General features: G+C 77.0%; 6 protein-coding genes. 2 read left to right on the top strand and 4 right to left on the bottom strand.

Annotated elements, in window-relative coordinates; translation table 11 throughout:
- Positions 1–207: 207 nt before the first annotated feature.
- Positions 208–1,128: an oxygenase MpaB family protein gene (locus AOK18_RS25865; RefSeq protein ID WP_055695902.1), complete on the top strand. Its 921-nt coding sequence runs from the start codon at positions 208–210 to the stop codon at positions 1,126–1,128.
- Positions 1,129–1,203: 75 nt separating this feature from the next.
- Positions 1,204–1,710, top strand: coding sequence for an SRPBCC family protein (locus tag AOK18_RS25860; protein ID WP_055695901.1), 507 nt, complete (start codon positions 1,204–1,206; stop codon positions 1,708–1,710).
- A gap of 70 nt (positions 1,711–1,780) precedes the next feature.
- Here the strand turns inward: AOK18_RS25860 and AOK18_RS25855 are convergent, their stop codons facing one another.
- The 4 genes from AOK18_RS25855 to AOK18_RS25845 form a co-directional block, all read right to left on the bottom strand.
- Positions 1,781–2,488 (bottom strand): adenosylcobinamide amidohydrolase, encoded by a 708-nt coding sequence (locus AOK18_RS25855; protein WP_055695900.1) that lies wholly within the window; start codon positions 2,486–2,488, stop codon positions 1,781–1,783.
- 73 nt (positions 2,489–2,561) lie between these two features.
- Positions 2,562–2,999 carry an ATP-binding protein gene (locus AOK18_RS25850; RefSeq protein WP_055695899.1) on the bottom strand — a complete coding sequence of 146 codons (438 nt, stop codon included), beginning with the start codon at positions 2,997–2,999 and terminating at the stop codon, positions 2,562–2,564.
- A gap of 95 nt (positions 3,000–3,094) precedes the next feature.
- Positions 3,095–3,247: a hypothetical protein gene (locus tag AOK18_RS32675; protein ID WP_107097835.1), complete on the bottom strand. Its 153-nt coding sequence runs from the start codon at positions 3,245–3,247 to the stop codon at positions 3,095–3,097.
- Positions 3,248–3,394: 147 nt separating this feature from the next.
- Positions 3,395–4,004, bottom strand: a 610-nt coding sequence (locus AOK18_RS25845) for a DUF6745 domain-containing protein (RefSeq protein WP_338119137.1), incomplete at its 5' end; no start/stop codon positions are given.

Genomic DNA, 4,004 nt, shown 5'->3' with positions numbered 1-4,004 from the left:
CCTGTACGTGCCCCGCGCCGGGGACGGGCGGGTGTTCGACTGGAGGGGGGACGTCCCGTGAGGCGCGCCGGGAAGTGAGACGGGCGCGGTGACCCGGCGGATCGCGGGTACTGGACGGGGAGCGGGCGGACCGGAGAACGGGCACCGCGACGGGGTGCCGATCGGTCGCCCGCCGGCCGGCACGGGCGCGGGAAGGCGGTGCGAGCCATGGGACTCCTCTCGGACAACGGCCGGGTGCTGCGCGACCGGATCGGCGAGGCGATCTTCTCCCGGGTGGCGGGACCGGAGGGCCCCGGCACCCGCGCCCACATCCACGGTGCGCCCGGCCCGCGCTGGTTCGGTCCCGAACGCCCCGTCCGGCAGGTGCACGGGGACGCCTCGATGTTCATCGGCGGGCTGTCGGCCCTGCTGCTCCAGTCGCTGCATCCGCTGGCCATGGCCGCGGTCGCGGGGCACTCGGGGTTCCGCGGCGACCCGTGGGGGCGCCTCCAGCGGACCAGCACCTTCCTCGCCATGACCACCTACGGCCCGGCCGACGGCGCCCAGCGGGCGGTCGACCGGGTACGGGCCGTGCACGCGACGGTGCACGGCACCGCGCCCGACGGCCGGGAGTACCGTGCCGCCGACCCCCATCTGCTGTGCTGGGTGCACATCGCGGAGGTGGACTGCTTCCTCCGTGCCCACCAGCGCTTCGGCGTCCGGCCGCTGGACGCCGCCGGCTGCGACGCGTACGTCGAGGACATGGCGCGCATCGCGACCGCGCTCGGCGTGCCCGACCCGCCGGTGAACCGTGCCGAACTCACCGACCGGCTCGCCGCCTACCGGGGCGAGCTGCGCTCCACGCCCGAGGCGCGCGACGTGGCGCGCTTCCTGCTGCTCAACCCGCCCGTGCCGGTCCTGGCCCGGCTGCCGTACGGCGCCCTCGCGGGCGGCGCGGTGTCGCTGCTGCCGCTCTGGGCCTCGCGCGCGCTGCGGCTGCCCCGGGTGCCGCCCGCCGAGCGGGTGCTCGTCCGCCCGCTCGGCACCGCCGTCACCGCCGGCATCCGCTGGGCCCTGGCGCCGGGCGAGCCCGCACGGTACGGGCAGCGCCCGCGCCGTCCCGTACCCGGGGCGCAGGCCGGCGGCTGACAGGTGTCGGCGCGCCCGCGGACGGGCACCCGGTGCGGGCTTGCGCGCGCACAGCTCCGGACACGGGAGGTCGTGGTGGCGGTTCGGCAGCATCTGATCAGAACGAGCCCGCGGGCGGTCTGGGACGTTCTCGCGGACGGCGGCCGCTGCGCGGACTGGGTGGGGGGAACCCCGTCCTCGGAGCCGGTGCGGGGACAGTGGCCCCGGCCCGGGGCGGCGGTCCGGCACGCGGTGCGGCTGGGGCCCGTCCGCCTGCCCGGCGAGACGGTCGTCCGGCGCTGCGCGTGGGGCGAGACCCTGGAACTCGAGGCCCGGGTGGGAGCGTCCGGCACGGCGCGGATCGCCGTCGAGCTGCGGCCCTGGGGGCGGGAGTGCCTGGTGATCGTGGACGGACACCCCCTGCGGGGAGCCGGCCGCCGCCTGCGCGATCCGGCCGGGGAGCTGCTGACGCGGCTCCACCACCGTGCCGTGCTCGCCCGGCTGACGGAGCTCTGCGAGGCCGAGGCCGCCGCATGGGAACGCCGCCGCCCGCTCGGCCAGGTCGTCGCGCGGGCACCCGGCCCGGACGGCGTCCGCGCCTGACCCCGGGACGTGCCTCGGCTCCCCGGTTCCCCGGTGGGCCGCGGTCTCGCCCGGCCCACCGGGGAACCGCTCAGAACGAGGGCGGTGACGGCGAAGGGGTCGCGTCGTGCACGGCGCGGTGGACGGCGCGTGCCAGCCGGGCCCCCCAGAGGGAGCGGGGCCCGGCGAAGGCGTGCGGGGTCTCACCGGGGGAGGGGGCGCGGGCGGCGACGCACACCGCGTCGGTCGGGGTGCCGGAACAGTCGTGGCCGGCCTCCAGCAGGGCCTGCGTCTTCGCCTCCGTCGCGGTGGCCACGGCGTTGACCAGGGCGGAGTCGGTGAGCGGCACCGGCAGCGCCACCACGATGTTGATCGTGCCCGGCAGGTGCGCGCCGCCCCCCGCGACCGCGTCCCCGCTCCTGGGCACCGCCGCCCAGCCGCGTACGTCGACGCCCGAGGTGACGACCGCCTCCGCACCGTCGTCGTGCGCGTGGGCGTAGGCCGAGACGTCGGCGGCCGTCATCAGGCCGACACCGGGACCGCGCGCACCCGCCCCGGCGGCGAGTTCGGCGAGGTGCCGGTCCGGGTCGGTGCGCCGGTAGCCGTGGGGGACCTGGGCGTTGAGGATCCAGTGCCGTTCGCCGATGCCGCCGCCCAGCACCGCGCTGCTGATCATCCGCATGCCCGGCCCGGGGACCCACAGCAGGGCGTGCAGGTCTCCGCCGTCCTCGACACGGGTCAGGCGGCGCGGGCGCAGCAGCCCGCCGAAGGTGCGGGGCGGGGGAAGGACGGCGGTCACCGGACGGAACTCCTCGGGGATCGGGGTGGACCGATCGTATTCCGGTGCGACCGTCCTGCGGGCGGCGGCCCGCTCAGCGCTCCGCTTCCGCCTCCGGAGCCTTTGCGGCCCGCGGCCCGCGGAAGCAGGCGGTGACCGACTTGCCGTGGGGGCAGGGGCGGGTCTCCCACTCGTCGGCGAGCGCGTCCACGAGGAACATGCCGCGTCCGCCGGTGGCCTCGGTCCCCGGGCTGCGGCGGGCCGGCAGCACGGCCGAGGAGTCGTGGACCGAGATGTGCAGGGAGTTGTCCTCGAGGGACAGGGTCAACTGGGCGTTGCTGCGGGCGTGTTTGTGGGCATTGGTGACCAGCTCCGACACGGTCAGCAGGACGGCGTCCGCCGTCTCGGGCGCCGTGGTGGTCCACCCCAGGGCGTCGAGGTGCTTCCGGGCCCAGTCCCGGGCTGCCTTCACCTCCCCGCCCATCGGCAGGGAACGTGCCCAGCCCACGGCGCGGACCGACGGCTCGTCCATGAGGCTCCTTCCTCGTCTTCCTGGTCTTCGGGGGCCGCCTCGCGCGGTCCGGGACCTCACCGGTCCCGGACCGCTGCGACGGGCGGTGCGAACGGTCAGCGGCGGCGGCCGCCGCGGAGCCTGCCCAGCATCCGCTGGGCCTGCGCCCGGCGCCGGGGGTCGGCCGCGGCGCGCCGCACCTGCTCCGTCGCGCGCCGTCCCTGGGGGCTGCCGGCGAACCGCTTGATGCGCTCCACGATTCCGGCCATGAGGGGCTCCTTTCCACGGGACCGCGTTCCCGGGGGCCCGGTCGGCCCGGTGGTCACTCGTCGGTCACCGAAGGTCGTTCCTGCCGGTACGCCCTCCGCATACCCCCTGTGGGCGGACTCAGCCCTGCGGCCGGCGGAACGGCCGCCTCACGTCTGCCGCAACGGCGCGTACGCCTCCGGCCCGAGCCCGAACGTCCATGCCACCGCCTCCCGGGCGGTCCGCGTCCCCGGCGGCACCCGCAGCCAGTACGTGCGGTGGGTACCGTCGGGTTCCGGCGTGGAGTTGACGACCTCCACCATCACGGCCGGCTCGTCGCCGTCGAGTTCGATCCGCCACAGGACGCCCGTCTCGTCCCGGTGCACGGGCCGCGCCCCGGAATCGGCCAGGTAGCGGTCGTAGCCGTAGTACTCCAGCATCACCCGCCGCAGCTCGGCGTTCTCCTCGGCGCGGATCCGCTGCGGCGTGAGAGTGCGCAGCTCCTCCAGGAAGGCGCGGTCCACCGGCATGCCGCGCCAGGCGCAGAGGGCGAACCCGTCGGGGAACTCCAGTGCCGGCCCCTCCCCGTGGTCCAGCCGGCCCGCCTCGTCGCGGTGCAGGGCGACCGGGCGCTCGCAGACCACCGCCGCCTTCTCGAACGGCCACCACCAGCCGGCGCTGCGGCACACCCGGGCCGGCCCGTCGAGCGGGGACGGCCCGTCGGCCTCCAGCGCGGCCAGCCAGGGCGCGTCGTGCTGCCCGAGCAGCGCGTCCAGCAGG

Origin of the sequence: Streptomyces prasinopilosus (genome assembly GCF_001419695.1) — a bacterium.
Lineage (GTDB): Bacteria > Actinomycetota > Actinomycetes > Streptomycetales > Streptomycetaceae > Streptomyces > Streptomyces prasinopilosus.
Note: the sequence above shows the minus strand (reverse complement) of the source record. Positions and strands in the feature narration are given on the sequence as shown.